The 2,839-nt window shown below is 72.3% G+C and carries 2 protein-coding genes and 1 pseudogene; all 3 read right to left on the bottom strand.

Annotation, left to right across the window (positions count from 1 at the left end; all coding sequences use genetic code 11):
• Window positions 1–562 (bottom strand): annotated as a pseudogene (locus ACTWQJ_RS49615) (hypothetical protein); the annotation flags it as partial.
• Between the two features lie 205 nt (window positions 563–767).
• Window positions 768–1,862, bottom strand: a complete 1,095-nt coding sequence (locus ACTWQJ_RS49610; protein WP_443312925.1) for an acyl-CoA dehydrogenase family protein — start codon at window positions 1,860–1,862, stop codon at window positions 768–770.
• Window positions 1,859–2,839, bottom strand: a 981-nt coding sequence (locus tag ACTWQJ_RS49605; RefSeq protein ID WP_443312924.1) for an acyl-CoA dehydrogenase family protein, incomplete at its 5' end; no start/stop codon positions are given. The genes ACTWQJ_RS49605 and ACTWQJ_RS49610, both read right to left, overlap by 4 nt.

Raw genomic sequence — 2,839 nt, 5'->3', positions numbered from 1 at the left:
GACCGTCGTAGAAGGCCCGGCGCACGGTCTGCGCCGCCATGGGCACGCGGGCCGCGCGGTCGCCGGAGATGACGGCGGTGACGGGTCCGGGGAGGACCCGGCCGTGGGCGTACGTCGTGAACAGGTGCTTGTAGCGGCGCAGATGGCGGTCGAGTTCGAGGTACGTCGAGGCGCCCTCGGTCTTGATGTCGATGAGCAGCTGGAGCGAGCCGCGGTGACCGCGGTACACCCGGCCGTGGTTGGCCTTGACGCGGGCGGCGAGGGTGTCGAGGTAGAGGGACTCCAGCGTGCGCGCCGGGTCGAGGTCCTCCGGGTCGTGGGCGACGAGGAGCTGGTCGCCGACGAGGTAGATGTCGGCCTCGACGCTGCCGAAGCGGTGGTCGAGGGCGTCGAGGAGCGGGCGCGGGTGCTCGTAGTCGTTGTGGGCGTGGGCTCGCCACAGCGGGCGCGGGCCGTGCTTCTTCGCTTCGCTCGCGATCGCGCTCGCGCCGGGCAGGGCGACCGCGCCCGCGAAGGCGGCGCCGAGAGTGGTGAGAGCTCTGCGACGGGTGGTGAGGGCCATGCTCTGCCTCCCTGGTGGACGGATGGAAACCCCAGCGAGTATGCGGTTCCGCAGCGCCCAAGAGGCAGGCCCGGGCAGGGAGTTGGCCGGACCGCCGTCATCAGTTCACTTCACCGGACCAGGGCACACCGAAAAGCCCGCCCCAGGTGGGGCGGGCTTTTCTCGGGGTTCCCGCGCGCGTCGACCGCGCTTCTCCAGGTGTACGTCAGGGAGCCTGAAGGTCCACCAGCTCGGCCAGCGCGCCATGGTGGGCACCCGCGGTGCCGTATGCGACGGAGTCCGCCTTGGCCCGCTTCAGGTAGAGGTGGACCGGGTGTTCCCAGGTCATCCCGATACCGCCGTGCAGTTGCAGCGCCTCCTCGGCGGCACGGACGGCCACGGGCGCGGCGTACGCCTGCGCGACCGCGACGGCCACGTCGACGTCCTCGCCGGTCGCCAGCGCGTCCGCCGCACCCCGTGCCGCGGCCCGGAGGCCCGCGACCTCCAGCCACAGCTGGGCGAGCCGGTGCTTGAGCGCCTGGAACCCGCCGACGGGGCGATTGAACTGCTTGCGCTCCTTCAGATAACGGACCGTTTCCGTCAACGACCAGTCGGCGAGGCCGAGTTGCTCCGAGGCGAGCAGCCCGGCCGCGCTCAGCAGGGCTCGTCGTACGGCGGGCTCCGCGTCGCCCAGCCGACGACCCGCCGCCCCCTCGAAGCGCACCCGTGCCACCGGCCGGGTCAGGTCGAGCGACACCTGTGGCACCACGGTCACGGCATCGCGCTCCACGGCGTACAGCCCGCCGTCGTCCGCAGGCACGAGCAGCACGTCCGCGGCCGACGCGTCCGCGATGCCGGTCAACTCGCCGTGCAGAACGCCGTCCTCGAGTCGTACGGCCGGGAAGGCGGCGCCCGGAGCGAGGTGCAGGGCGACGGCGAGGGCGCCGATCGTCCGCCCGGACGCCAGCCGGGCGAGCAGCTCGGCGGAGTCGTCGCAAGCCAGCAGGGCCTCGGTGGCGACGACGGCACTGGTCAGATACGGCACGGGCGCCACCGCCCGCCCCAACTCCTCCAGGACGACGGCGGCTTCGCGGTGCGAGGCGCCCTGACCGCCCCGGTCCTCCGGCACCAGCAGCCCGGCCAGCCCCATACCGTCGGCGAGGAGCTTCCACAACTGCATGTCGTGCGGGGCGTCCGACTCGCTGCGGGCGATCACACCGGCCGCGTCGCAGTGGTCGGTGAGCAGGTCCCGGACGGCGGCGCGCAGCGCCTCTTCCTCCTCCGAGTACAGCAGGTCGGGCTCAGTGCGCTGGGTTGTCATCGGGCGAGGTCCTTCCACGCGACGTCCTTGTCGGTGCGCGGCTCGGCGGGCAGGCCCAGGACGCGCTCGGCGACGATGTTGAGCAGGACCTCGCTGGTCCCGCCCTCGATGCTGTTGCCCTTGGAGCGGAGGTAGCGGTAGCCGGCGTCCCGGCCGGTGAAGTCCACGAGTTCGGGTCGGCGCATGGTCCAGTCGTCGTACAACAGACCCTCCTCACCGAGGAGTTCGACCTCCAGGCCGCTGATCTCCTGGTTGAGGCGGGCGAACGACAGCTTCATGCCCGAGCCCTCGTAGCCGGGCTGGCCCGCGACGAGCTGCTGGCGCAGCCGTTCGCCGGTGAGCCGGGCGACCTCGGCCTCGACCCACAGCTTCAGCAGCCGCTGGTGGAGGTCGTGGGTGCGCAGTTCGGGGCGCTCGCGCCAGGTCCTGGCGACCGGGCCGATCATGCCGCCCTCGCGGGGCAGCCGCATGCCGCCGATGGAGACGCGCTCGTTCATCAGGGTGGTCTGCGCGACCCGCCAGCCGTCGCCGATCCCGCCGAGGCGTCGCGAGTCCGGGATGCGGACGTCGGTGAGGAACACCTCGTTGAACTCGGCCTCGCCGGTGATCTGGCGCAGCGGACGCACCTCGACACCCGGGTCGGTCATGTCGCAGATGAAGTACGTGATGCCCCGGTGCTTGGGCACGTCCGGGTCGGTGCGGGCGATGAGGATGGCCCAGCGGGCGACATGGGCGCTGGACGTCCACACCTTCTGCCCGTTGACGACCCACTCTTCGCCGTCCCGTACGGCCCGGGTGCCGAGCGCGGCCAGGTCGGAGCCGGCGCCCGGCTCGCTGAAGAGCTGGCACCAGACCTCTTCCCCCGTCCACAGGGGCCTGAGGTACCGCCGCTTCTGCTCCTCGGTGCCGAAGCCGAGGATCGTCGGCGCGGCCATGCCGAGGCCGATGCCGATCCGCCGCGGGTCGTTGTCGGGAGC

The organism is Streptomyces sp. KR55, from assembly GCF_052245645.1.
In the GTDB taxonomy this organism is placed as follows: Bacteria; Actinomycetota; Actinomycetes; order Streptomycetales; family Streptomycetaceae; genus Streptomyces; species Streptomyces flavusporus.
The sequence above is the reverse complement of the archived record's forward strand: the minus strand, read 5'-3'. Positions and strand labels throughout refer to the sequence as shown.

Coding starts and splice junctions, on each gene's coding strand:
- ACTWQJ_RS49610 (WP_443312925.1), bottom strand. CDS start 1,862: ATGACAACCCAGCGCACTGAGCCCGACCTGCTGTACTCGGAGGAGGAA.